We start from the raw sequence: 24,891 nt of genomic DNA, 5'->3' as shown, positions 1-24,891 counted from the left end.
GATGAAATATACTTTAATAATATCGATTATGAATTTACGAACAACTCTTTTTGTCTTTCTTTGCTTCTGTGCAACCACAGTTCTTCGTGCCGAGCGTGTAGATATGCTGAAGGCCGGTGCAAAAGCAAATGGCAAGACTCTTAATACAAAGCTAATCAATTCAACGATTGACCGTCTGAACCGTGGTGGCGGAGGTACTCTTTTCTTTCCTGCCGGAACTTACCTGACGGGGAGTATCCATCTGAAAAGTAATATTACACTGGAGTTGGAAGCCGGAGCTACCTTGCTCTTTTCCGATAACTTTGATGACTATCTTCCTTTTGTCGAGGTTCGTCATGAAGGAGTGATGATGAAAAGTTTCCAGCCTTTGATTTATGCGGTAGATGCCGAGAATATTACGATCAAAGGAGAAGGAACTTTGGACGGACAAGGAAAGAAATGGTGGATGGAGTTCTTTCGTGTCATGATTGATTTGAAAGACAATGGCATGCGTGATGTGAATAAATATCAGCCAATGTGGGATGCAGCAAATGATACGACAGCAATTTATGCTGAAACGAACAAGGATTATGTAAATACATTGCAACGTCGCTTTTTCCGTCCTCCGTTCATTCAGCCCGTTCGTTGTAAGAAAGTAAAGATTGAAGGAGTGAAAATCATAAATTCTCCCTTCTGGACGGTCAATCCGGAGTTTTGCGACAATGTAACCATAAAGGGGATCACCATAGATAATGCGCCCTCACCAAATACGGACGGAGTGAATCCGGAATCCTGCCGCAACGTACATATCAGCGACTGCCATATATCAGTAGGAGACGATTGCATCACAATCAAGTCGGGAAGAGATGCGCAGGCCCGTCGTTTGGGAGTACCTTGCGAGAATATCACTATCACCAACTGTACCATGCTTTCCGGTCATGGAGGTGTTGTTATCGGCAGCGAGATGAGTGGGAGTGTGCGTAAAGTTACTATTTCCAATTGCGTGTTTGACGGAACAGATCGTGGAATTCGTATTAAGTCAACCCGTGGAAGGGGAGGAGTCGTTGAAGATATTCGTGTCAGCAACGTCGTAATGAGCAACATTAAACAGGAAGCTGTCGTATTGAATTTGAAATACAGTAAAATGCCTGCCGAACCTAAGAGTGAACGCACTCCGATATTCCGTAACGTACATATCAGCGGAATGACTGTGACAAACGTAAAGACTCCGATCAAAATAGTGGGCTTGGAAGAAGCGCCGATATCTGACATCGTTTTGCGTGATATTCATATTCAGGGAGGGAAACAGAAATGTATCTTCGAAAATTGTGAACGTATCACGATGGATGACGTAATCGTCAATGGTGAAGTAATTAAAAGCACACAACAGATACTACAGATTAACACAGATTTTTAATTCGACTAAATTATAAGAATAATAAATCTGTGAAAATCTGTGTAATCTGTGGTGAAAAAACAACTTACATAAATTAAAAATAAATGAAACGAATCCTTTTTACTATGCTTCTTGCCGCATCTCTTTCGGCCGAAGCCCAGACGCAAACATACGAGACAGAATTTGCCCGTCCCTTGAATGAAGTACTGACGGATATACAGAACCGTTTCGGAGTCCGTTTGAAATATGACATTGATACGGTGGGAAAAGTGCTGCCTTATGCCGATTTCCGTATTCGTCCTTATTCCGTGGAAGAATCCTTGACGAATGTATTGGCACCTTTCGATTATAAATTTGTTAAGCAGAAAGGAAATATGTATAAGCTGAAAGCATACGAGTATCCACGTCGTACAGATGCAGACGGAGAGAAGATGCTGGCTTATCTGAATACACTCTATACAGGCCAACAGTCCTTTCAACTTCGTGCCGATTCTCTGAAAAAAGAGGTACGTCAGCGTTTAGGTATCGATCCTTTGTTGGCTCAATGTGTCAAATCCAAACCTATTCTTTCAAAGATACGTAAGTTTGATGGCTATACCGTGCAGAATTTCGCGCTTGAAACACTTCCCGGGTTATACGTTTGCGGTTCTATCTATACGCCCCAATCGAAAGGAAAACATGCGTTGATAATCTGCCCTAACGGACATTTTGGTGGCGGACGTTATCGGGAAGACCAACAACAACGTATGGGAACTTTAGCACGTATGGGAGCTGTTTGTGTAGACTATGATTTGTTCGGATGGGGAGAGTCGGCTTTGCAAGTGGGCAGTGCGGCACACCGTAGCAGTGCGGCGCACACTATACAGGCAATGAACGGCTTACTGATTCTTGACTACATGCTTGCTTCCCGTAAGGACATTGATACCAGCCGTATTGGTACGAATGGCGGTTCGGGTGGAGGTACCCATACTGTATTATTGAGCGTATTGGATGATCGTTTCACCGCTTCAGCTCCGGTAGTGAGCCTGGCTTCTCACTTCGACGGTGGCTGTCCCTGCGAAAGCGGAATGTCCATTCAACTATCTGCAGGAGGAACCTGCAATGCGGAATTAGCCGCTACTTTTGCTCCTCGTCCACAACTGATCGTATCGGATGGCGGCGACTGGACGGCCAGTGTTCCTACTCTTGAATTTCCTTATCTGCAACGAATCTACGGATTCTACCAGGCAAAAGATAAAGTAACGAATGTACATCTTCCCAAAGAGAAACATGACTTTGGTCCGAATAAGCGGAATGCTGTTTATGACTTCTTCGCAGAAGTATTCAAATTGGATAAAAAGATGTTGGATGAAAGCAAGGTCACCACTGAACCGGAATCCGCTATGTATAGTTTTGGTGAAAAAGGAGCTTTGCTTCCTGAAGGTGCCATCCGTTCTTTTGACAAGGTAGCTGCTTATTTTGACAAGAAGGCTTATGCTAATTTAAAATCAGATGCTTCTCTCGAAAAGAAAGCCATCGACTGGGTAGCTTCTTTAGAGTTGAACGATGATAAAAAGGCAGGTTTTGCAGTAACTGCCATTTATAATCATCTTCGTAAAGTGCGTGACTGGCACAATGAGCACCCTTATACAACAATTCCCGAGGGTATCAATCCTCTGACAGGCAAACCGCTTTCCAAGCTCGACCGTGAAATGATTGCAGATTCTGCTATGCCGAAAGAAGTGCATGAAAGGCTAATGAAAGATTTACACAGAGTATTGACGGAAGAACAGATTGAACAAATCCTGGATAAATACACGGTAGGTAAAGTTGCTTTTACCTTGAAAGGTTATCAGGCCATCGTGCCCAATATGACGGAGGAGGAAACGGCTTTTGTTCTGGAACAGTTGAAACTGGCTCGCGAACAGGCTATTGACTACAAGAATATGAAGCAGATTTCTGCTATCTTCGAAATTTATAAAACCAAATGCGAACAGTATTTCAATGAGCATGGTCGCAACTGGCGGCAGATGTTCAAAGATTACGTGAATAAGCGAAACGCAGAAAAGAAGGCTCAAGGAAAGAAATAAATGAGGGTAAACCCTTAACCTCCTACATAACCGGAAAATCTCCGGGATAATAGAAGAATATAATAGAGCTATGCTTTGCAACTGACAAAGCATAGCTTTATCATATCTAAAGCTATGCTTTAGTTCCCCTAAAACACTGCTATAATTTATTTCTTCACGATTACTAAACATCTTTTTCGCAGAAAATGTGTTATTTTGTAGATGGCTAACAGAAATGTATATGATATGGATAAGCAAAAAGTAGCATTAGTCCTTTCCATGGGTGGAGCACGTGGAATAGCACATATAGGAGTAATTGAAGAATTACTTCGTCACAACTTTGAGATTACTTCCATTGCAGGAAGTTCCATGGGAGCAATGGTGGGAGCAATGTATGCTTCAGGAAAAATGGAAGAATGTAAAGAATGGCTGTATAGTTGGGACAAACGCAAGATGTGGGAATTGGCGGATCTTACCTTAAGCCGGGATGGATTAGTGAAAGGTGACCGTTTTATTAAAGAACTGAAACAAATTATTCCGGACATGAATATTGAAGACCTGCCTGTCCCTTATGTAGCGATGGCTACGGATATTGTCCGCGATCAGGAAGTCAGGTTTGACAGAGGGAGCTTACATGAAGCTATTCGTGCGTCTATTTCTATCCCTATGCTTTTCCGCCCATTAAGAAAAGACGGTATGGTATTGATTGATGGAGGTATTCTGAATCCTCTTCCATTGAGTCATGCGCAACGTACTGAAGGAGACATTCTGATAGCTGTCGATGTGAATGCACCCATTGAAATCGGAAAGAAAAAGAAAATGTCTCCTTATAATCTGTTGACAGAATCTTCGAGAATGATGATGCAACAAATCACTCGTTACCAGATAGAACGTTGTCAGCCGGATATCTTAATTCAAATTTCCGGCGATACGTATGATATGTTGGAGTTCCATCACGCAGCTTCGATTGTGAAGACAGGAGCGGAAGTTACTCGAAACGTGTTGAAAGAATCTCTTGGCAATGATTAATCATGTGGTTGATGATCTCCATTCCTTTTCTTCGGGGTATACGGATACTTTCACCGACCGCCAACATATCTTCAATATCCGGATTTCCTTTGTTATTTGCTGAAGTAGCATGTTCACCGTGATACCCCTCTTTGCAGAGAGTTAAATCATAAGCAGGTGCTAATGACCATTTTCCTTCACGACAAATAAAACTGAAATTTTTGACATGGTCGTCTTTGTTATCTGTAAGTACATTAAACACCATGCGTTGGAACATTTCATCAACTTGTTGTGAATCTTGTGTCAAATATCCTGTTAAGTGTAACAATACCTTGTAATCTAGTTTTGGATTTGATATTGATTCATTGAGTAACGCACCAGCAGTAGCAATGTGTAGTCGTTTTCCATTCTCTATATCAAAACGTTTGCTGGCAAAATATTTGCCATCTAATAACTTGTAATCAGGAACATTTATTCCACATTTACGAGCTACTTCATTATATTTATATTCCATTCTCCCTATATCTTTCGGATCATATGTATGGCGGAATTTCACTAACCATGCACCTTCACGATCATGCCACAAGCATTTAGGACGGCAGCCACCGGAATTACCACTATTGAAATATAAAATATCTTCGCCTTCTTCAGATTTTTCTGAAAGTACTTCCAGAGCCATTTGTTGTAAGTTGTCCAAGTCAGGTAGAGATTTTTCTTCTCCAATATAAGATTCCGGCACGTAACTAAGTGCTCCCATTCCCGAAATTCCCACTATACTTAATCGCTGAATAGGTGTAAGCAAAGCATCATTTATACCTTGTTTTTTGAGTAAACGATTCAACAAATAACGACCATATCCATCAGGGAGACTATCCTCAAATATTCCAAAATTTCCCCAGAAAGGTTCTGGTTTGGCGATGAATAAACTAGATTCTAATGGTAAGTCTAATGGAGAGATAGAAAAGCCTGATATCAGCCATTTCTTATCGTATTGGAAAGCGCAACATCGGTTATCGTGTGTCATGGTAAGTTCTCCTATCTTTTGATCACGATAAAGTACCGATAACTTATTTACTAATTTCATTTCTTCCTCGCTTCCTGTTTTTATTTTTATTGATAACGTCCAATTCTTCCATTGTACTGTAAAGTGGTTCTGCAAGAAGTGCCTTTACGTCTTTGGAATATCCTAATGCTTTTGTTAATGCCACATAAGAGCTCAATGAAATAGAAAACTTCTGTTCAAACTTAGCTATAGTGGGAGAAGGAACGCCACTTAACTTGGATAAAGCATCTCTTGAAAGTCCTTTCTCCAATCGCCTCTTTTGTAAATTGCAGGCAAGTAACTGCAGAATATCTTCGGGCGTATCTATATCAAAGTTGTATAATAAAGACATATCATTGTATCTGATAAGTAACAAATATGATTATAATAGATATTATTATATCTGTTACAAAGATAGTGTTTCACTTTGACTTATTCAATAAAAATAGCAGAAAAAGTAGCCCACATAGCTTTTTAGTTCTGTTCTTACAACACGGATATCAGATAACTCGTAAGGATAGAGAAACTATAAGAGACAAGTGTGAATATGTAGTATATAAAAAATTAGCCACTCTCTCAAGGCTATCTTTTACTTTATATGAACAAGGACGTCCTGATTTGATAGCGGAATTATTTAATTCTGTTGATTCTTTTATAAAGTCAATTTATACTATTGAGTCTTTGTTATCTAATACTTCGGTATATTTTGAATATAAAACCAATGTATGGCTTTGTATTGCTAATAACGCAATTACTAATTATAGAGATTATTGGATATTTTGTGAGGCTGCATTGAAAAAATGCGGAAAATGGGAGGAAATATATAAAATTAGTTCATTCAAGGCAATATACAATGCAATAGATAAAGATGCACTATTAGAGTGGGAAAATCAAAAACAATATGAGATTCTGAGGTTACTATATCCACAGTTGGAAGTGCCTGATATTCGTATAAAAGGAAAAACAGTTAGTCTTTTAGAACAGGCTGATTCTATTTTTAAGAAATCGGAACTATCAGACACTTTTAGTTCTTTAGGTTATGCTATAAGAAAACAGCGTCCGGCATGGGGATGCAACGATATAGAAGGTAGAACAGCTGAAGAAAAGGTTTTGTCATTATGGAATACTCTTCCACATGATACTTTTTTGATGGCACTACTTTGTCTCAATTCTGGAGATTCACATATTATCCTTGAGCAATTAAAAGAATATGCAAGGACTGATGTTCTGGATATTTTATACAGCTCGGAGATACATCCCAAATTGCAAATAGGATTAGAAGCCGGAACAGTGGGTAATTTGGATTTTCTTTTTTCATTATGGGAATTAGGATATAGATATCATACCCACCAAGAATGGCAGGTGCACGGAAATATAACAAGTACTAAACAAATGAAACTTTATTGTTTAGACAAGTTCTATGATATGAGTTTAGATATTGATTTGAAAGAGATAATGAATAGTATTGCTCTTAGAGCAATTTGTATGGTAGAAGCCATTAAAACCAATGATTTGTTCTGCACTAGTAATCCTAATTGGAAATCATATATAAATGGAGTACGTGGTGCAACTTTACAACATCCATTAAATCAATATTGGGGATATATTGATATGGCTTTCGATGCTTATCATTTTACAGATGGGCAGAGTATGAGAAGTTATCTTTCTCAAAAAGAACCCGGGATAAAATTAGAAAAGGGCTCTGAAAAAATAGAAATAAATTCAGCTATTTACAAAGCCTTATCTGTTTTGTATCCAGAAGTATATAACATGAATTCGTAATGATGTTTATGTTGCGTCCGAAGATATATAAATCATCTTTTTCGTCATTCCCCCGTCAATAGTGATGTTTTCTCCATTGATGAAATCATTGTTTTCCTCGCAGAGAAACAGACACATGCGGGCAATATCTTCCGGTTTACCTACCCGGCGTGAAGGATGCTGTGAATGGTCTTCCGGTTGGAGTTGATTATAATCATGGGTCTGTATCCATCCCGGAGCAATGGAATTTACGGTGATATTCCATTCGGATAAAGACAAAGCCAATGCATGAGTCAAAGAATAGATACCACCTTTCGAAGCTGCATAACCTTCACTTCCCGGTTCACTCATCAGATAACGTGTAGAGCAGATATTTATAATTCGGCCGTATGGGTTGGGAGAGGGCTGCTTTTTACGATGGATGGCAAGCAGCCGGGAAGTGATGAATACAGGACGCAGGTTAATAGAAAGAATTTTGTCGAAATCCTCTACACTTGTTTCTGTGATAGAAGAAAATTTGCTGATACCGACGTTGTTGACAATAATATCAATATCGTTCCATTCGGCAAGAATGGTTTGCATACAACTTTCAAGTGCGTTTTTATCACTTACGTCGACCTTATGGAACATAGCCCCGGTTGCCTTCGCAGTCTCCTGTCCCGATGTTTCGTTTATATCACAAAAGGCAACTTGATTTCCAGCCAGGCGAAAAGCTTCTACTATTGCTTTGCCTATTCCTTCCGCTCCGCCTGTTATAAATACTCTTCTTTTTGAATCCTCCGGTTTTGAAACCGTTGAAGTGTGAGACTTCGATTCAGCCGGACGTACTGCTGTTAGTTTCTTCTTACCATATTTTTGTGCTTGTTTCCAAGCAGCTTTTCGGGCTTCGTATTGTTCCTGTTGTCTTTCTATGTAATTATCTGCCATCGTTATTTTTTATTTATTGGCAAATGTAAAGTATAAAATGGATAAATACAAGAATCGACCGCTCTTTTGCGGGCAAAGGAGCGGTCGATTTCATTCAGATGATCGTTCAATATTTAAAACTTCGTCGGATCTATCTCTGCATATTTAATTCGTTGACGGCGCCATGTATAAATGGCATGCAGCTTCCCGTCTTTCCCCTGAATAATGCTAGGGTAAGAGTATTGGCTGATCGGACTATCTTCTAATGTAAGAACAGGCTGCCAATTGATACCATCTTCTGAAACGGCCACACAGAGCGGAGTACGCGGACCTTTCGGAGTTCCGGGCAATGTAGAGAAATTATTGTAGATAAGGATATGTCTACCGTCTTTCATTGTCACGGCATCCGTACCGGAATTATTATTCGGGACATTCAGCAGCGTTACTTTACTCCATGTGTCACCATTATCACTGCTCCACGCAGTTGCTACCTGTGCGTTACGTGTACGGCAGAGTATCTGTAATCTTCCATCCTTATGCTTCAAAATACTGGGTTGTATTGCATAAACAGGTTTGGCTCCTTCTCCTTCGATCGCTTCTCCGCCTTCCTGGTCATCCACATTCACACCTCCCTTTTTACGATTTTGGGTGGGGACAGATAACTCGGCATCCAGTGGTCCGACCATCTTCCAGGTCTTGCCTTTATCATCGGAAATCTCGAAATGGACACGCCATCCGTTACTTCCTTCCGTACTGGAAGGACAGATGATACGCCCATTGATATATTCCGGTTTATTCTTAATAGGTCCAAGAAAACCTTTCGGAAGCGCTTCGCGTTTGCTCCAGGTTTTTCCTCCGTCGCGTGAACGGACAAGCCATCCTGTCCAGTCGCTCACTTTCAAACCTATTTTATAAAACAGAATCAGGTCACCTCCGGGAATCTGGAAAAGAACCGGGTTCCAGCAAGCTTTTCTGCGGGCAATAAGTGTTCCTTTTGCATCTTTCACCGGGGTACAGGTTGAATCGATTCCGGCTAATACTGCTTGTGAGTCTTTAAGTGAAAACACACCGTCGGCAGCAACTTTGGGGGCAGTCCATTCTTTAGAGCCTTTAGGTTTACGACATACCCAGATGCAACAATCCGGATTGCGCTCTTTGGTTCCTCCAAAGAAAGAGGCTACAAGATCACCATTTTTCAGTTCTACTATCGTAGCTCCGTGACATTCGGGGAAAGAAGCGTTTTCGTATAGGAACTCATCACTTAGAATAGCCGCATTCCGGGTGGGAATGTCTACACTGAAATGATATTTTCCTGATCCGATTTTTTCTTTCCGTCCATCCGGAAGATGTACTTCCCCCGTCGTATTGGCGGGAAGTTCGATATCCCATTCCAAATGTGTGGGAGTCTTTGTCCATCGGCTGGTTATTTTTCCGTAGATACTCATGTACGATGCATCCACGTTACTCAACTCCTGAATTTCAAAAGCCGGCTGGAAGACGATATGCTTGTAACCGGACTTCCAGCGGTCCGCACGGATACCTGCCAAGTTATTGAAGCACCAAGGCAATAAGTCACCTAAAAGCATCACGTGATTACCGCTATTCATTTCAGGATTTGCCGTATCACCGTTCCATAACTCCCAAATAGTGGTAGCACCTTTTTCAACCATATATCCCCAGGAAGGATATGTTTTATTGGTAGCCAGTAGATAAGCTACATTGGCATGACCGCGACGGCTCAATTCACGCAATAGCCATTGTACACCGATTACTCCGGTACTTATATGTCCCTTGTTGGTTGTAATAATGGAAGTTACGGCATTTTTAGCTACTTCATTGATGTAGTTCTTTGGCACTAGACCAAAAGCAAGTGGCAAGATATTGGCAGTAACTGTGTTGTTACCATAGAAAATACTGTCCGGATATAAGGTATGTCCCGGTACGGGAGAAGTACCTTCTTTTATGTGTAGAAAACGGGCATTGAATGCGTCTTTCATGCGATGTTCCAAATCTTCCCATTCTTCTGCGTCAGCTTTCAGCCCTTGCAGGCTTGCAAAGCGGTGCATCAGTTGTAATACCTTTAGATAATAAGCCGTTGCGATCAAAGCTCCGTCAGTCTTGCGGGAAGGGTCCTTACTATGAATTAACTCCAGTGATTCGGGCGGAACGCACCAGTCACCATATTTATCTTTGGTGATGATAAAATCTTCTGTCATGTAGTATTCCCGGATATGAGATACCCACTTCTTGATAGCCGGATAATTCTCTTCGATCGGACGTTTATCTCCAAAGTTTGTGAAAAGCATGTCGCAGGCCATTGGTAAAGCGGCAGGCCAGGTCACATTGTCCGAGTAGTAGTTCCAGTATGCCGGGGCTACATCAGGAATACAGCCGTCTTCCCGTTGTGCTTCGCGGATGTCACGCGTCCATTTGGTATACATGGCGTAATTATCGAAAAGCATGCTTTCTCCCCAACAGCCCATAATACGGTCACCCAACCATGGTTGGCGTTCATTCCGTTGCGGACAGTCAACCGGCATCCCTTTATAGTTGCTCCGGATTCCCCAAAATGCATTGCGGATAATCTTATTCAGAGTTTCGTCAGAACAGTTGAAAGTACCGATATGCTCCATTTCATCTTCTACTACTTCGGCAACGAAATCTTCTGCCTTCGCATTCGGATAATCGCTGACTTCTACATAACGGAACCCATGATAAATAAAGCGAGGTGCCCAGGTAGCATCTTTTGTTTCGCGTCCACTGACAACATATACATCTGTAGAACGGGCATCCCTGAAGTTTTTTGTATAAAGTTCGCCATTGTCTTGCAGACTTTCTGCAAAACGGAGACGGATGCTATCGCCAGCCTGTCCTTTTATCCGGAAACGTACCCAGCCCGCCATATTCTGACCGATATCCAGGATATATTTGTTACCAAGCTTTTTAATAGAAACGGGCTTCAGGGTTTCTGTAACTTTCATGCCTGGCATCATTTGTGCGCGCAATGTTCCTGAAGGAATACTGACACGTTGGGCCGGCATCCAGTTTTTGTCATCATATCCGGTTTGAGTCCAGGCTCCTAGCTCTTTACGGGCATCATATTCTTCGCCATCATATTCATTATTGCTACGGATAGGACCTTCAGTAGTCAATTTCCATGAAGTGTTTGTAGCAATCGTTTCTTTGCTGCCGTCTGCATATTCCACAATCAGATTCAACCGGAGTTTAGGATAACCGAAAGTCGGTATCTTATACGGTTTATAGTTCTGACGCATCGTATAGAAGCGACCATTTCCAAGAGTTACTCCAATAGCATTTTCTGTTTGAAGCAGTGAAGTAACATCGTATGTGTTGTACAGAATTGTTTTCCGGTAGTCGGTAGGAGCAGGTGCCAGTACTTGATTGCCGATGCGTTGTCCGTTGATAAACAACTCGTACAATCCCATTCCGGCGATATGTACTGTGGCACGTTTCACACTTTTCTTTACTGCAAACTCTTTACGGAGATAACGGGCTGCCAAACGGCTCCATTGTGTTTCGCTGTCTCCGGGAGCGGCCCTGTCCAAGCCGATCCATTGTCCTTGCCAATCTGCTTCATTAAATAGTCCGGTGGTCCAGAAAGCCGGAGCACTCCAATTCGTTGCGCCTTTGTTGGTTTCTATTTTTACTTTCCAATAGTAGGAGGCATTACATTTTAATGTTTTTCCCTGATAAGTGATCCATTGGGAAGCGTCAGATTCAATCTTTCCTGAATCCCAAATATCTCCTTTTCCTTGTTCCAATAGCTCCGGGGAAGATGCGACAAGAATGTGATACGCAGTTTGTATCACATTCTGTTCATCCGATTCGATGCGCCAACTCAATCGGGGTTGGCGCACATCGATACCTGCCGGATTTTTCAACTGCTCCGTTCGCAGGTCAGTTATACCTATGGCTGCGTATAGTGAACCTGCAAAGAGCAGAAGAAAGAAAAATGATACTATTCTTTTATTCATAAGTATGTTCTCATAATTCGTTTATATAATAAATTTAGGCACGGATTGCATGGATTAACGCTGTCGTTTTACTTATCTGTCATTCTGAAAGCCGTGAAATCCGTGTAATCCGCGCCTAATAATACAAAATTATTTAGCCCATTTTTGTTGTGCATTTGGTAATTCTGTCCAGTCCTTCTCCACATAGTTCTTACTACTATCCACTACAATCAGAATATGATCGTTTCCACTGCAATAACCACTGTCGTGCTGGAATTTGTGCACTCCGTTATCAAATTCTCCGATGTATTCCAGTTTACCATCTTTCGTGGTGAACCACCAAGCATTCTTTTTCGCGCCGCTAATCTTGCTGAAATCAACTTCCATCGGACGTCCGGTATAGTTGTATACCATCAGATAATCATTTCCACGTGTAGCGATAGCGCGGTCATAACGTTCTCCATTCTGTCCTGTGATGATAGACTGATCGGGTATGCGTTCAAAGAACGGGAAAGTCAACATCAGGTTTTTCAGATACTTCATCTGATTGTAGCCCGGATCATTCAACGCATCATACCAAGGCTTCTTTGCACCATAAGCACCACCTACACCCGGTTTGATAAATTGCATGATGGAATTATGACCGTAAGTATGTCCGAAAGAACCTGCAAATACAGACCAATAAGCATAACGACGTACGTCATAATCCTTCCACAACAGTTCGTTTTCATCGTGCAGACCATGAGGTATTTCTTCATAGATCGGTTCACCGTCAATCACAGGCTTCATGGGTTTCATGGCCAGGCTGCGTTCTACAAAACGCCAGTTATCCTCTTCCGTATTTTCTTCGATAGGGTAGTCACCATCTCCGAAACGTTGTCCATAGCGACGATGTCCGCTTTGAAACATGTTGAAATCCAACCAGGGAGCGTTATTGAACCAAGTTGCGGAAGTTGTTCTTCCACGTGGATGGAATGTCATCAGGTGATTTTTGTCGATAGCTTTGATAGAGGTTGCCAAAGCTTCCCATTCAGCAGTTTTCACGTCGCCACGGATATCTCCACCGATAAACCAGATAATATTCGGTTCGTCCTTATAACGCTCTGCCAAAAACTTGCCGTATGCTTTTGCCTGTTCTACAGTCATCTCGCCCCGGTTCACCGGGCTTCCCCAAATGCAGACCATGCCGATATACTGACCTTTCTTGGCTGCTGTACGGATAATGTAATCCATGTGATCCCAATAACCGTATACGCCTTTTTGATTGATGTTTTTGAAGTTGTATCCGTCAATCATCGAATATTGTCCGTAGATATTCATAGACGGAACATTATTCAACGTTTGAACCTGAATCACGTTGTATCCACGACGTTTGCATTGTTCCAGGTAATATTCGGCTTCATCCCGGTTCAAGCGTTCAGGCAATAGCCAACCGGTTTCTCCTAACCAAAAGAAAGGAGCACCGTTTTCGTGTTTCAGGTAACGTCCCTCTTCGGAAACTACGAGTTTGCCGTTGTCCCAGGGGATATACGTCTTTTGTGTTTTCTTCTGTGCTGCAGCCGAAGTTGCCATTGTCAATAGCAGCAACAAAAGGGGAAGAATCTTGAATTTTCTCATTGTATTTTATCGTTTTTAGTTTATTTCTTTGTCATTTTCTCATACTCAATAGCAGCCAAGATGAATGAACCTACCGATTTCGGATCATTTTCTATGATCGGTTCGCTGATATAATATTCAAATGAGCCGTCACGATATCTTTTTGAATCTCCGCCCAATCCTGCAACAGCACAGCAATTGGTAATTGTATAGCTGCCATCCTCTTCCAAACGGGTAAATGTCTTTACCATTCCGTCAAAGGCTTTTTGTGTCGGTTCGATATATTCGTTGCCAATATATCCTTTATTGATAGCTTTGGCAAGCGTATAGATAAACAGGGCAGTGGCAGATGATTCCAAATAATTACCTTCACGTGCTCCCTGATCGGTTACCTGATACCAGGTTCCGGATTGAAGATCTTGATATTTCACAATCGCTTTTGCCAATCCCTGCAGAATTTGTATAATGCTATCGCGTCCGGCTGTTTCCTGTGGCAGGAAGTCCAGTACATCTACAATAGCAGCTCCATACCATCCGATACTGCGACTCCAAAAATTAGGAGAACAACCCGTTTCAGGATTTGACCATTTCTGTTCGCGACTTTCATCCCATCCGTGATAATAAAGTCCTGTTGCAGGATCATAAGTCTTGCTATTTATCAAAAGAATCTGTTTTGTTGCTTCGTCAAATAAAGCGGGCTCATTAAAAGTAGCACCATATTGAACCAGATAAGGAGAAGCCATAAAAATTCCGTCCAGCCACATTTGATGAGGATATCTCAATTTATGCCAGAATCCTCCCTCACTGGTACGAGGTTGCTCTGCCATTTGCTTGCGCAAAGTATCCATAGCTATTTTGTAACGTTCGTCTCCGGTCTGTGCGTAAAGATCGAAAAGAATCTTTCCGCCGTTGACATTATCAATATTGAATGAAAGATATTTCATGGTTTTGATATGTCCGTCAGCATCGATCAGACTATCTGCATATATTTTGGCATACTCATAATATACGCTGTCCCCGGTATGTTTCCATTCTTCCAACATGGATTTCACTACTAATCCGTGGGTATATCCCCAGCGTGGTTTTTTAGCTTTTTCAATCATCCAGGGTTCGGGGAAACGTTTCATTTCGGAGCGTGCCATGCGTTCACTCCATTTTTCCGTTTCTGTTTTTTGAGGTGCTGCGCAAGCCAGGAAACAAGCAGTTCCACAGGCGACAATCAGTTTCAATAAGTTTTTGTTCATATCGGTCGAGTTATTATTTTCCAATCAATACATATTCTTTTCCTGCTTTGGTAGGTAGGTCATAGAGGTATGTCTCTGCAATTTCCACTTTGTTCAAGTTGGCCTTTTCGTTAATCAATGGCTCCGGAATGGTGGGGACTGCATAAAGAGGGTTCGGATTTTCACCTTTGGCACGCTTCAAGCCATTCCCGGTTAATGGGTTGAGCGAACGTAAACGACAATTTCCTCCCTTATGAGATTTGACAACCAGTCGGCTGACTTTCCCGTTTTTCCAACTCAAATCAAGTTCGAAACCTCCACGGGCAATGATTCCTTTGATAGAACCTTCTTTCCAAACGGTAGGCAGTGCGGGAAGCAAATATATAAAACCGTCGTAGCTTTGCATCAACATCTCTGCAATGCCTGCGGCACAACCAAAGTTTCCATCAATCTGAAATGGCGGATGCGCATCGAACAGGTTAGGGTAGGTGCCTCCTTTTTTCTTTTCATTGCGTACGAGAGTCAGCTGGTCAGTTATCAGCTTGTAGGCGTGGTCGCCATCAAGCAGGCGTGCCCAAAGGCAAACTTTCCATCCCATGCTCCACCCGGTCGACGGGTCGCCACGATGAATCAGAGAAGTACGTGCTGCATCAAATAGTTCAGGAGTACGGTAAGGGGAAATCTGATTGCTGGGGAAGAGTCCGTACAAATGAGAAATGTGACGATGTACGTCCTTCGGATCATCCCAGTCGAACATCCACTCTTGTAATTGCCCCCAATGTCCCACCTGCATGGGAGCCATTTCTTTGAGACGTTGTGTCAGATGAGAGGCAAACTCCTGATCTGTATCCAGTATTTGAGAAGCAGATATAATTGCTGTCCAAAGATCGAAAATCAATTGGTTGTCCATGGTGCATCCGGCAGCTGTGGTGGCTTTTCCATTACTTCCCGAATGTACATTCTCCGGTGAATTACTGGGGCAGACTACCAGCCAGTTGTGTACGGGTTCTTTCACCATAATTTCATCAAAGAAACGTCCGGACTCTTTCAGTATCGGATAGACAGAACGCAGGAATTCCACATCTCCGGTGTATAGATAACGCTCCCAAAGATGTCGGCAAAGCCATGCGCCACCACTGGGCCACATACCCGAAGGAGCTTTGTCAACTGCTCCTGTAATACGCCATATATCCGTGTTATGATGCAACACCCATCCGTTGGCTCCATACATAATCTTAGCCGTCTCTTTTCCTGTGTTACTCACTTCTTTTATCAGACGGAATAACGGTTCATTCAGTTCACTTAGATTCGTTACTTCCGAAGGCCAGTAATTCATTTCCAAATTGATGTTACAAGTATATTTGCTATCCCAGGAAGGGAATAATTTGTCATTCCAAATTCCTTGTAAATTGGCGGGTTGTCCTCCCGGTTGGGAAGAACAGATCAACAAATAACGTCCGAATTGAAAATAGGTGGCAACCAGATGTGTGTCATTGGTGTTTTTGAAATTCTCCACACGCTTATCGGTGGTTACATTCGCATATTGGTCTCGTCCCAAATCAAGAGAAACGCGTGTCAGATATTGTCGGTAAAAATCAACATGATTCTTCTTCGATTCAATGAACGGATGAACCATTGCTTTCGCCAAATAATTCTTAGCCCGCTCTGTCTGATTACCGGTGATGTCTTGATAATTGTTGAAGTTGGTGGCAATAGATACATAGACCGTAGCTTCATCAGCTCCTTCAACGGAAAGGACACCATCGGCACAAGCTATTTTCCCACCTTTATTTTTAGCAGTCAATCTGCCTTGAAATTCTACTTTCCCTTTGAGCCCCTCATGCAAGGAAGAGACTCCCGAGAGTGTCACACAGTTTCCCTCTTCAGAAGCGATCATAACATCCTGGTGAGGCGAAGTGAGTTGTGCATTGAAAGTAATTTGTCCGGGACGATTGGCGGTCAGTCGTACCATTACTACCTGATCGGTGAATGAGGTGATCGTTTCGCGTTGATACTGCACTCCGTCTACTTCATAACGTACGATTGCACGTGCGGAATCCAGACTTAATTCCCTGTAATAATTGGAATAACGTGTATGACCGGGAAAAGCGATTCGCAGGTCACCAAAACTTTGATATGGCATTCCTGAATTAGTCTTTGCCATTACCTTTTCTGTGGCCAGTGTCTGAGCTTCAAGATATTTTCCGGCAAAGACCAGCTCACGCACTTTCGGAATATATTCCAGTGCATCCGGATTGGCGTTATTATTGGGACGTCCCGCCCAAATGCTTTCTTCGTTTAGTTGTATTTGTTCTGTGCCTGGTGTTCCATATACCATGGCCCCCAAACGGCCATTCCCAAGGGGTAATGCTTCGGTCCATACCTGTGCGGGACAGTCGTACCATAGCTTGTATTCGGGTACAGAAGACTTCTGTTCCTGCGCCTGAATACAACCAACAGACATCGTGACGAACAGATATCCGATTAATCTCTTTTTATTCATTTCCTTCCAATTGCTTTTATACTTTTATAAAAGGACGATTGAAAGGGATTTTTGTACCCACTATGCAGGCAGTAAGAAAGGGAGAAGAATAAAAATAAGTTAGCAAACTTAAATGCAGTTATAAAGCCATTAAAATAGATGAATTTCGACAAACAAACAGATATACTGATTGTTGTACATTGAATCATTCGTTTTTTTATTCACCTAAAAAATACAGATTATGGCAAAGAATTCTCCCGATGAAGGAAAAAATATCAAAATGGTAGAAAAGCAGGCGGCTGAAGCCTCTATGATCAACCTCAAAGAGTACCGGGCAAAAAGGCTATTCGGTAAAACACCGGAACCGATGGCGGAGACGGTGGAAACTCCCAATCGAATGCCTGTTTTTGTTGTTCAAAAGCATGATGCCAGTCATTTTCATTTCGATTTTCGTTTGGAAGTAGATGGAGTATTAAAAAGTTGGGTGGTGCCTAAAGGACCTTCCATGAATCCAAAAGATAAGAGGTTGGCCATAGAAGTAGAAGACCACCCCTTGAGTTATGCGCACTTTGAAGGAGTTATACCGGAAGGTAACTATGGAGCAGGTACGGTGGAAATATGGGATAGTGGAACCTATGCTTACGTTGGTAATAATCGTAACATTTCCGCTGCCATTAAAAATGGAATACTTGAATTCAAGTTACACGGGCATAAACTCAAAGGGCTATTTGTCCTTATACATACCAATATGGATGATCAGGATAAAGACTGGCTGTTAATAAAGAAAGACGATGTATTTGCGGTCACTCACGTTTACGATGCGAAGATTATTCCGTCTTATGATGAGGTATTCCTGTAAATCATGATCTGACAATACTTATCTAAAGTCTATTATTTTCAAATTATATACGCGGCTTTATAATTCTACTTATTTCATTATTTTAATGATTAAGTGGAACTATATGATCGTATGGTTGTGTTATTGTATGGCATAATATTTGACAATCACTACGTTTCGCCAAATAAAATGATGATTTTAGAATCTATTCTTTGATATTTCGGTAACAAACGATATTGTTACCACTTTTGATAGAAAACACCCATTGTTTTTGTTAGAATCCACCTCATATGTGGACGTTGAAAAGTTTATACTTGTTCCGGATTTAGACACGTTAAAAGGTCATCAAACGTGTTTTGCTGAAAATGTAAGTATTAATCAAATCCTATATAAGTATGAATGATTGTTACCTGAGTTTATTATTAAACTTTCGCGCTTTACTTTCTATAGATAGTGGAGCCAATTTAGTAAACAGTAAACAAGCTATTGGCGTAATTTTGCCTGATTTGTCATTGCTTGGTTATGCAGTTCCTGTAGAGAGTTTCGGCATTGGGCTATTTATTGTTTTGTTTGCGTATCTTGCGGTAGAGTATAATGTTCAGTTGTTGTCACATGAAAAACTTAAGATAGCTATGAACATGCTCCATACTACGTATACCCCGTTGATATTGTTACGAAATCAATTGGAAGAACTTAAAACCGGTAATCTTCCCGAATCGCTTTCCCAACAAGTAGAAGAGGCATTGAGATATACCGAATACATCATATATTGCAATCAGAATATTGTAACCCTCAATAAGGTAAACAAAAAAATACTTCCTAAGACATCAACGGCAAATTTGGAACTCTCTTCTTATATTACTTCTATTGTCAATCAATGTCGACCTTATGCTGATTCGCGCCGTATACAACTGACTGTCAGCGAATGTTCGGATTGCGTCAGTTGCAGAATCAATGAAAACATTATGACGGCAGCGCTTCAGCATCTTATAAGCAAACTAATTTTGGGTTCCGATTTAGGTTGTTGCATATCAATCAATATAACACATACAACAGATTCCTGGCAGTTGCAGATTACTAATTGTGAGATAGCAGACAAAAGAGTAGGGAAAATGTTTCCTTTTATTCCGGTCATATTTCCTATATATGGGTATAGTGATTTGTGGACTGTAAGAAAAATCATTCGCCTGCATGGTGGAAAAATAAACGGATATAGACATGGCAAATCATTTGCTTTCCAAATTGTCATTCCAACAGATTGTCATTGCCGGAATCAGGAATGTTCGGTTATCAAACATTCTTCAACAAATACGAAGAATAAGGCTAAAAAATCTTCTGAAAGTGATAAAGATGATACCCCGAATGCTAAAACAAAAGATACATCCCATATCTTATTGGTAATGGCGGACGGGGCATTCAGGAATTATTTAAGGAAAGCTTTATCGCGGTATTTTCAGATTTCAGTTTTGAAAGATCCTGATTTGCTGAAGGATACAGTAGTCCGCCAAAATCCTGATGCTATCATTATTGACGATAATGTAAACGGAACAAATGGAGATGCACTTAGTTTCCGGATCAAAACAGATAAAATGATAGGGTATATACCGGTTGTCCTTTTGATAAGGGCCTTTGATAACGAAAGTTATTTGTCCCATTTAGGAAGTGGGGCGGATCGTCTGGAATTACGAACAGAAAGCATTTGCAGGCTAAGGGCAAACATACGTATGCTTGTAGAAAACCGCATGGTTTTGCGTGAACGGGTCAAATTGTTTTTGTCAGATGCTGTTTTTCCAATGGTCCCCACCAAAGAAGAAATGGAAACAGAAAATACGGATCAGATATTTATGGATAAAGTCAATAAAATCCTGGAAAAGAACCTCTCTACTGATAAATATACAATAGATAAATTAAGTATCGATATAGGAATGAGCCGTACTGCTTTTTATAGCAGGATACGAGAGATAACCGGGAATCCTCCGGAAAATTATATCTATTCGTTCAAAATGGACAGGGCACTTAAACTGCTAGCCTCCCAACAGTACACTGTTTCGGAAATTGCAGGAATGCTGGGATATTGTGATGCTAAATATTTTGGAAAGAAGTTCAAAGACTTCTATCATGTATGTCCTACGGATTACATTAAAAGTATTATAGGGTAAAAGAATATATAGTACATATTTTCAGTTTAACTGATATAAACTAAAATATGTACTATATTCATTGTAAATATTAGATAGAGAAGAACATATAGCTTTGCTAATTAAAGGAAACCTATCAAGTATTTGAACTTAGACTGAAATAATGTGTTATATAACAATATACGATTCAATCTGATATATAGAAAGACCGTTCTAAAAATTCAATCATTTCATTTTCGTGTTCTTTAGCCAATTTCATTGTCCAATTTTGATAGTTAAAGTCAGCGAGTTTACACATTAAAAACATCTTAATGCTTTGCAGTGATTTGTTGCTGATTTGCTCATGGATTCGGGCAAACTTTATTTGTATATGGTCATTACTTTGTTGTGAATTGAAACTTTGAGAAATCATGGCAAGATTGCCAAATGAATGTACAGCTTCTTCCTCCCATTCTTCATTGTGTGATTCGTCTTGAGGATGCAGATGTTCAATAGAACGATTTCTCCGAAACACATAGTGCTCTACAATCTTCTGTTCTTCTTCATTGAAGAAAGTGCTGCGTTGTTCCCAAAGGTAATAGTCTAAACGCCAAAACCAGTACCTAATGTTACCGGATGCTTTATATGAAAGATCTTTTCTGGCAGGTAATATGCTGTGACGTTCATTATCTTCTTTTTTAAGGAATGCGAGCATCTCTGCACAGGAGTGGAGTTCATCTTGCTCTAATTTTCTCAAATAAGGTTTGAGCCAATTGTAGAAAGCCTCCGTTGAAACGTAAAGCATCGATTGGTATTGCTTTAATTTATCACTATCATCCTTTGGACCTTTCAGGATTAAACTGTAATTACCTTGCCCATCCTTGATATCTTTTCTAATCGTATAATAATCAAGCAGTAGCCGGTAATAAAGCATTTTCTCGTAAAATTCCCCTGCAGTGAAGTACGTTTTCAGAGCATCAAACTTCTCTATCAGTTTATCCGGCTGATAATGACTGGCTGGTTGCTCACCGCCAGTACATACATCAAGTACCAAAAGAAGAAACTCCGGAAATGATATAATACTGTTTTCGCCATCTTCATAGCTATTCTGTTTAAACTCTATTTTTTCAGGTTGGATCACATCTATAGAATACTCCTCCTCGTCATCGAGAGACGTATATCTGCACTTTTCTAAAGCTTCATGAAACCGTTTCTGACGGCAGAGACTTATAGCTTCTTCATAAAATTGACGGTAACAAGCCTCGTCCTGGTCTTCTTCCTTCGCAATGATAGGATGATCCATCATGGAGGTCAGATTCCAAATATGCGTCAAGTAATCCTGTTCTTTTTCTCCCCGCATCAGTTGCACTTTGAGAATCTCATGCTGTTCTAGTCCTTTTCCTTGTGCATTCATTGCTTCAAAATATTTATTCAGCGAAGTGGTATCTGCAAGATAGCTTGATGGCAAGTAAGAAAAGAAAAATGTCAATCGTGTGAAAACCTGTTGCACAAACTCAATCCGTTCCTCCTGAGTATTAAAATTGGATTCTAAGAAACCAGTTATAGCGGCGAGTCCCTCTTCCATATTCTTATTGACATACGTTTTAGTCGGATAACCATTGATCTTGCTCTTTATATATGCCTTATCATCGCTTCTCGCTATGAAATTAAGGCGATTACCATCCATTAAGAAACCGGACCATTTATCATCATATTCCTTAAAAATGATGGCAAAAAGAGTCATGACAGTAAATCGTTGCTGACCGTCAATTAGGTCATAATGATTTTTCATGTCAATGCAAGTTAGCATACCGAGATAATATGGCTCATCGGCAGGCATCTTTGCAAAATGCTCCTTAAGATCAAAAAGAAGTTTGGTAACTTCTTTCTTTTTCCACGCAAATAAACGTTGGTAAAGCGGGATCGAAAACTTAAACTGGCTTGTAGCAATAAGTTCCGGCGTATATTTATTCTCCATATTCATTGTTTTTCTTTTCGATTATTGTTTTATCCGAAAAATCATTCAGCTCACAGAAGATACGTCTTAAACACCTATAGAATCGCTCTTTGATGTCACCTTCTTGCTCCAATCCACTAATCCTGATATAAGGAATGGCCTCGGCAAGAAAAAATGTAGGCGAAGATGCCTGATCTATCATCATTATAATTTCTGAATCTTTTGCGAATTCACGAATCTTATAAAAGATAGCGCGTGTGGCGCTATATCTATGCTGCGCCATGATTCCAGCAATACAGAACAATGCTTCAGATAAATATTGATGCCCGAATTTTATAAAATAACCGAACATGAGGCTTTCTATAATATCGGCATATTTCCAATGAGACTCCCATTGAAGATGATTTCTTAGTAGCTGTATTTGCCTGGTACGGATAAACTCCTTGTATTTATCTACAAAAATAGAAGTGTATGCGAAGAAATGCGAACCACCTTGGATTTTCTCATAGAAATAGAATTTCTCTCCAAAAGCAGGAATACTGGACATAATGCGGGCAGCCGAAAACTCTTCTTTTACCTTTCGTGGCTGAAATTCCTCCACATTATGCTTCCGCATCCATTTTCTTAATCTGAAAAGATGTACTCCCAAAGTATGGGTAAGATAAGAATCTCCATTGTTGTCATATTCTAATGAGAGATCATTCCACCGCATAGCAAGATGTTCTGCCTGATCTTCAATGTTTAGATAGCGTAGATGGTGCGCTTTTAGCAAATCATAGTCTGAAAGCGATACACCCTTTGAATTCTGATTTGAGAAGAATGTATATGCCAGATCAAGATTGCTGTCATTAAGAATAAGTACAGAGAAAATCAAGTGATGGGACAGACGTTCCAACATGGCTATGTCTGTATTCCTCTGATTGAGAATTCTAATCAGTGCTTTGTTATTGGCTACATGGAGACGCGCATCTTTTGATATGAATTTTTGTTTAAGCAAAGGCATCTGCCCTGTATATCCTAATTCGCGCATAATAAGCGTTAAAGTGACAAGGCGTTGTTGTCCATCAATTATGTTGTAAAGAGTGCAATCATTCACAGTTCTTCTTTGTAAGATGATAGAACCTAAATGATAGTCACTGTTGTGAGGCATTTCAAGTAAATTATCCCAAAGGTCTGTAACATTTTTATCTTCCCAGCAATAGGTTCGCTGATAATCGGGAATAACCAAATTGGAAGAAAATAAATCTTGCAAATTTTTTGTTTCCAAAACGACCTTTTCTTGAGAATTGGTAAGTTCTTTAAACTCTAATTCCCGTGTATATGGGCTGGAAATCTCATTCTTTTTGTGAAGATTGAATTTATCAATACAATCTTTTGTGTTACAATAATTAGCCATATTTATTTAATCGCTTGCTTCACAAGGCTCATGATATATTCTAAATATTTAGTATCCGAGATTTTGAGTTCATAATCTCCATTACCAAAATGTCCGACAGTTGAAATATCCCTTGTTAATTGCTTACTATCTTCTAAATGTCCTTTGGCTACATTTATAGTAAGCTTTATTCCATTTTTCTGGATTTCAAGTGCACAAATATGGCTGTTGGCCTTTTTGAATGAAATATACCACTTTTGTGGTTTAACTTCAATTTCTGTATTCAAATTAAGAATTGCATTCTTATAACTCTCGTATAATTCTACTACATCGTCAGATTTTCCTTTTAATAAATTTTCCTCCGAATACTCTTTAATTTTCTCTGTTACTTCTTTAAATTCCGGACTATTCTGCATCACTGTTTTAATACTTGCCGATGCGTGACTTTTACGAATAGGGGTGATGGATACACTATCATTTTCATAGCGCTTCACTTCCCATAACTCAATGGATAAATCTTTGAAGTTGACGGCCTCTCGTTGGTTAGGCGTGAATCCTTGTGAAACAAAAACGACTTTTGTCTGCGACCAGTCCACATCATTCCGTTTCAAGTTCCCTGCTTGTGTTTCATTATATTCCAGAATAAAATCAGCCTGATTTTGCAGCATTAGGCTTAGGTAAGTAAACCCTTGATCTATGACACTAGAGTTTCTTTCCCTTTTATATTCAATGATAACAAAAGCCTTCGATTGAGGATCAAAGGCAAGCGTATCAATACGGCGGTCTTTAATCGTAAATTCGGACTTTATCATTTCAAGTCCCATGATTTCGGACATATTAGTTTCAAACATACGTTGAATATCTCTTTCCAATTTAAAAGGTTTTTCCTTTATTTCAGAAAAGACGCCTGAAGTATTATATTTGTAAAGTGCCATAATTTTATTTTGAATTGTTTATTGCTGTAAAGGTAAGAATTCTTTTGATATTACTATTTTAGATTTTTGTCAGTTTGATTTAACCGATTGATAAATAAATTTTTAGCGAATTATTTGAGAAGTGGCGGTAACGAGTTAGCAACCTACGCATTTCAGCGCTTTGCGTTGAAATGCTGTCAAATAACTCTTTCAGTTGCAAATATAGGTACTTTTTCCAAAAGTACCCAATGTCTTTTGTAAGAACAGCTTTTTAA

16 protein-coding genes are annotated in these 24,891 nt (G+C 40.3%); 6 read left to right on the top strand and 10 right to left on the bottom strand.

From position 1 onward, the window contains the following. Positions 1-28 precede the first annotated feature (28 nt). From HMPREF9009_RS17900 to HMPREF9009_RS17890, 3 genes are all read left to right on the top strand, one after another. The gene (locus HMPREF9009_RS17900; protein ID WP_008775768.1) at positions 29-1,396 is read left to right on the top strand and encodes a glycoside hydrolase family 28 protein; all 1,368 of its coding nucleotides are present in this window, start codon (positions 29-31) and stop codon (positions 1,394-1,396) included. An 83-nt stretch (positions 1,397-1,479) separates the two neighbouring features. Further along, the gene (locus tag HMPREF9009_RS17895) at positions 1,480-3,444 is read left to right on the top strand and encodes a 6-O-methylesterase (RefSeq protein ID WP_049702905.1); all 1,965 of its coding nucleotides are present in this window, start codon (positions 1,480-1,482) and stop codon (positions 3,442-3,444) included. 201 nt (positions 3,445-3,645) lie between these two features. Continuing rightward, a complete protein-coding gene (locus tag HMPREF9009_RS17890; RefSeq protein ID WP_008640511.1) occupies positions 3,646-4,452 on the top strand; it encodes a patatin-like phospholipase family protein in 807 nt (268 codons plus the stop codon). Here HMPREF9009_RS17890 and HMPREF9009_RS17885 read toward each other — a convergent pair. Further along, on the bottom strand, positions 4,412-5,515 hold the full coding sequence (locus HMPREF9009_RS17885) for a type II toxin-antitoxin system HipA family toxin (protein WP_009039631.1): 1,104 nt from the start codon (positions 5,513-5,515) through the stop codon (positions 4,412-4,414). The two genes, HMPREF9009_RS17890 and HMPREF9009_RS17885, sit on opposite strands and share 41 nt — an antisense overlap. After that, positions 5,499-5,825: a helix-turn-helix domain-containing protein gene (locus HMPREF9009_RS17880; protein WP_008022225.1), complete on the bottom strand. Its 327-nt coding sequence runs from the start codon at positions 5,823-5,825 to the stop codon at positions 5,499-5,501. Before HMPREF9009_RS17880 ends, HMPREF9009_RS17885 begins: the two co-directional genes overlap by 17 nt. Before the next feature lie 26 nt (positions 5,826-5,851). Between HMPREF9009_RS17880 and HMPREF9009_RS17875 the strand changes: the two genes are divergently transcribed. Further along, positions 5,852-7,255: a DUF7829 domain-containing protein gene (locus HMPREF9009_RS17875; RefSeq protein ID WP_009039630.1), complete on the top strand. Its 1,404-nt coding sequence runs from the start codon at positions 5,852-5,854 to the stop codon at positions 7,253-7,255. Positions 7,256-7,261: 6 nt separating this feature from the next. Here the strand turns inward: HMPREF9009_RS17875 and HMPREF9009_RS17870 are convergent, their stop codons facing one another. The 5 genes from HMPREF9009_RS17870 to HMPREF9009_RS17850 form a co-directional block, all read right to left on the bottom strand. Next, on the bottom strand, positions 7,262-8,161 hold the full coding sequence (locus HMPREF9009_RS17870; RefSeq protein ID WP_049702904.1) for an SDR family NAD(P)-dependent oxidoreductase: 900 nt from the start codon (positions 8,159-8,161) through the stop codon (positions 7,262-7,264). A gap of 113 nt (positions 8,162-8,274) precedes the next feature. Further along, positions 8,275-12,135 (bottom strand): family 78 glycoside hydrolase catalytic domain, encoded by a 3,861-nt coding sequence (locus HMPREF9009_RS17865; protein WP_049702903.1) that lies wholly within the window; start codon positions 12,133-12,135, stop codon positions 8,275-8,277. Positions 12,136-12,264: 129 nt separating this feature from the next. Continuing rightward, complete coding sequence (locus HMPREF9009_RS17860; RefSeq protein ID WP_049702902.1) at positions 12,265-13,731, bottom strand: glycoside hydrolase family 140 protein; 1,467 nt, start codon at positions 13,729-13,731, stop codon at positions 12,265-12,267. A 20-nt stretch (positions 13,732-13,751) separates the two neighbouring features. After that, positions 13,752-14,954 carry a glycoside hydrolase family 88/105 protein gene (locus tag HMPREF9009_RS17855; RefSeq protein ID WP_049703373.1) on the bottom strand — a complete coding sequence of 401 codons (1,203 nt, stop codon included), beginning with the start codon at positions 14,952-14,954 and terminating at the stop codon, positions 13,752-13,754. A gap of 13 nt (positions 14,955-14,967) precedes the next feature. Then, positions 14,968-17,436, bottom strand: a complete 2,469-nt coding sequence (locus HMPREF9009_RS17850) for a glycoside hydrolase family 95 protein (protein WP_008022233.1) — start codon at positions 17,434-17,436, stop codon at positions 14,968-14,970. A gap of 220 nt (positions 17,437-17,656) precedes the next feature. On the opposite strand from HMPREF9009_RS17850, the gene HMPREF9009_RS17845 reads away from it, so the two are divergent. Together HMPREF9009_RS17845 and HMPREF9009_RS17840 are read left to right on the top strand one after the other, a co-directional pair. After that, positions 17,657-18,274, top strand: coding sequence for a DNA polymerase ligase N-terminal domain-containing protein (locus tag HMPREF9009_RS17845; RefSeq protein ID WP_049702901.1), 618 nt, complete (start codon positions 17,657-17,659; stop codon positions 18,272-18,274). 374 nt (positions 18,275-18,648) lie between these two features. Then, the gene (locus HMPREF9009_RS17840; protein WP_022199602.1) at positions 18,649-20,412 is read left to right on the top strand and encodes a response regulator transcription factor; all 1,764 of its coding nucleotides are present in this window, start codon (positions 18,649-18,651) and stop codon (positions 20,410-20,412) included. Positions 20,413-20,578: 166 nt separating this feature from the next. Here the strand turns inward: HMPREF9009_RS17840 and HMPREF9009_RS17835 are convergent, their stop codons facing one another. Genes HMPREF9009_RS17835 through HMPREF9009_RS17825 form a run of 3 tightly spaced genes read right to left on the bottom strand, consistent with a single transcriptional unit; the run spans position 20,579 to position 24,637 of the window. Further along, positions 20,579-22,354 (bottom strand): DUF262 domain-containing protein, encoded by a 1,776-nt coding sequence (locus HMPREF9009_RS17835; RefSeq protein ID WP_049702900.1) that lies wholly within the window; start codon positions 22,352-22,354, stop codon positions 20,579-20,581. Then, positions 22,338-23,723, bottom strand: a complete 1,386-nt coding sequence (locus HMPREF9009_RS17830) for a DUF262 domain-containing protein (protein WP_049702899.1) — start codon at positions 23,721-23,723, stop codon at positions 22,338-22,340. The genes HMPREF9009_RS17835 and HMPREF9009_RS17830 overlap by 17 nt, the downstream gene beginning before the upstream one ends. A gap of 2 nt (positions 23,724-23,725) precedes the next feature. Next, complete coding sequence (locus HMPREF9009_RS17825) at positions 23,726-24,637, bottom strand: DUF5655 domain-containing protein (protein ID WP_049702898.1); 912 nt, start codon at positions 24,635-24,637, stop codon at positions 23,726-23,728. Between the last annotated feature and the right edge of the window lie 254 nt (positions 24,638-24,891).

Origin of the sequence: Bacteroides sp. 3_1_13, from assembly GCF_001185845.1 — a bacterium.
GTDB classification, from domain to species: domain Bacteria; phylum Bacteroidota; class Bacteroidia; order Bacteroidales; family Bacteroidaceae; genus Bacteroides; species Bacteroides xylanisolvens.
Note: the sequence above shows the minus strand (reverse complement) of the source record. Positions and strands in the feature narration are given on the sequence as shown.

Coding starts and splice junctions, on each gene's coding strand:
- HMPREF9009_RS17845 (WP_049702901.1), top strand. CDS start 17,657: ATGGCAAAGAATTCTCCCGATGAAGGAAAAAATATCAAAATGGTAGAA.
- HMPREF9009_RS17835 (WP_049702900.1), bottom strand. CDS start 22,354: ATGAATATGGAGAATAAATATACGCCGGAACTTATTGCTACAAGCCAG.
- HMPREF9009_RS17870 (WP_049702904.1), bottom strand. CDS start 8,161: ATGGCAGATAATTACATAGAAAGACAACAGGAACAATACGAAGCCCGA.
- HMPREF9009_RS17860 (WP_049702902.1), bottom strand. CDS start 13,731: ATGAGAAAATTCAAGATTCTTCCCCTTTTGTTGCTGCTATTGACAATG.
- HMPREF9009_RS17900 (WP_008775768.1), top strand. CDS start 29: ATGAATTTACGAACAACTCTTTTTGTCTTTCTTTGCTTCTGTGCAACC.
- HMPREF9009_RS17885 (WP_009039631.1), bottom strand. CDS start 5,515: ATGAAATTAGTAAATAAGTTATCGGTACTTTATCGTGATCAAAAGATA.
- HMPREF9009_RS17865 (WP_049702903.1), bottom strand. CDS start 12,135: ATGAATAAAAGAATAGTATCATTTTTCTTTCTTCTGCTCTTTGCAGGT.
- HMPREF9009_RS17895 (WP_049702905.1), top strand. CDS start 1,480: ATGAAACGAATCCTTTTTACTATGCTTCTTGCCGCATCTCTTTCGGCC.
- HMPREF9009_RS17825 (WP_049702898.1), bottom strand. CDS start 24,637: ATGGCACTTTACAAATATAATACTTCAGGCGTCTTTTCTGAAATAAAG.
- HMPREF9009_RS17830 (WP_049702899.1), bottom strand. CDS start 23,723: ATGGCTAATTATTGTAACACAAAAGATTGTATTGATAAATTCAATCTT.
- HMPREF9009_RS17890 (WP_008640511.1), top strand. CDS start 3,646: ATGGCTAACAGAAATGTATATGATATGGATAAGCAAAAAGTAGCATTA.
- HMPREF9009_RS17875 (WP_009039630.1), top strand. CDS start 5,852: ATGATTATAATAGATATTATTATATCTGTTACAAAGATAGTGTTTCAC.
- HMPREF9009_RS17850 (WP_008022233.1), bottom strand. CDS start 17,436: ATGAATAAAAAGAGATTAATCGGATATCTGTTCGTCACGATGTCTGTT.
- HMPREF9009_RS17855 (WP_049703373.1), bottom strand. CDS start 14,954: ATGAACAAAAACTTATTGAAACTGATTGTCGCCTGTGGAACTGCTTGT.
- HMPREF9009_RS17840 (WP_022199602.1), top strand. CDS start 18,649: ATGAATGATTGTTACCTGAGTTTATTATTAAACTTTCGCGCTTTACTT.
- HMPREF9009_RS17880 (WP_008022225.1), bottom strand. CDS start 5,825: ATGTCTTTATTATACAACTTTGATATAGATACGCCCGAAGATATTCTG.